The following is a 1,446-nucleotide window of genomic DNA, read 5'->3' as shown; positions in this document are numbered from 1 at the left end:
GTCTTTTGCGCAGCAGCGGCTATGGTTTTTGGCTCAGCTGGACGAGGGCAGCACGAACTATCACATCCCGCTGGCCTTGCGGCTGCGTGGCGCGCTCGACCGCAGCGCCTGGCAGCGCAGCCTTGACCGCTTGTTTGCGCGTCATGAGGCGCTGCGCAGTGTCTTTGTCGCACCGCAGGGCACACCCCGGGTTGAGGTTCTGCCGCCGGATGCGGGGCTGCCGGTGGTGGAGCACGATCTGCAGGACAGGGTAGATGCGGACGCCGCGCTTGCGGAGCTGTGCCAGCAAGAGGCGCGCAGGCCGTTCGATCTGGCGCATGGCCCGCTGATCCGCGGCCGGCTGATCCGGCTGTCGGATGAGGAACACGTCTTCCTGCTGACCCAGCATCACATCGTCTCGGACGGCTGGTCGCTGGGCGTGCTGGTGCGTGAACTCAGTCAGCTGTACCGGGCGTTCGTGTCCGGAGAAGACGATCCGCTGCCGCCGCTTGCGATCCAGTATCCGGATTATGCCGCCTGGCAGCGGCAGTGGCTCTCGGGCGAGCGGCTGCAGAGCCAGGCGCATTATTGGCGCAATAATCTATCTGGCGCCCCAGCCCGTCTGGACTTGCCGACGGACCGGCCGCGGCCGGCGCAACAGTCGTTTGCCGGGGCCAGTGTGCCTGTCGTCATCGATGCGGATCTGACGCGGGGGCTGAAGCAGCTGAGCCGGCAACATGGCACGACGTTGTTCATGACGGTGCTGGCGGCGTGGGCGGCGGTGCTGGCGCGTCTGTCAGGACAGGACGACCTTGTGATCGGGGTGCCGAGCGCCAATCGCGGCCGGCGCGAGATCGAAGAGTTGATCGGCTTCTTCGTCAACACCCTGGCGCTTCGCCTCGACCTGTCGGGCGCGCCGAGCGTGTCGCAGCTTCTGGAACGGACGCGGCGCACGGCGCTGGCTGCGCAGGAGCATCAGGACCTGCCGTTTGAGCAGGTGGTCGAGATCGTGCAGCCGCCCCGGCATCTTGATCACACGCCGCTGTTCCAGGTGATGTTGGCCTGGCAACACGACGCCGTCGAGTCGTTCGACCTTGCCGGGCTGCGCGTCGAGGCGGCGGGGCAGGGCTACGATCAGGTCAAGTTCGATCTGGAGCTGAACCTCGGCGAGCGCGGCGAGGTGATTGCGGGAACGCTGGGTTATGCCACAGCTCTGTTTGATCCGACGACGATCGAGCGGCAGCGTGGCTATCTGCTGGCGCTGCTGCGGGCGATGGTTGCCGATGCGCGGCAACCGGTCGGGCGGATTGAGCTGCTGTCGCCCGCTGAGCGCACCTATCTGCTGGAGGAGTTGAACCGGACGGCGGCGCCCTATCCGGCGGAGCAGTGCATCCATGAGCTGTTCGAGGCGCAGGTGCGCCAAGCGCCGGACGCGGTGGCGGTGGTCTGCGAGGGCGAGCGCGTGAG

The 1,446-nt window shown here is 67.0% G+C and carries 1 protein-coding gene; it reads left to right on the top strand.

Annotation, left to right across the window (positions count from 1 at the left end; all coding sequences use genetic code 11):
• Positions 1 to 1,446: condensation domain-containing protein (locus tag ABIB80_RS39280; protein ID WP_354129648.1), on the top strand; the 1,446-nt coding region annotated here is incomplete at both ends.

This window comes from Bradyrhizobium sp. i1.15.2, assembly GCF_040548425.1.
GTDB lineage: Bacteria > Pseudomonadota > Alphaproteobacteria > Rhizobiales > Xanthobacteraceae > Bradyrhizobium > Bradyrhizobium canariense.
The sequence above is the reverse complement of the archived record's forward strand: the minus strand, read 5'-3'. Positions and strand labels throughout refer to the sequence as shown.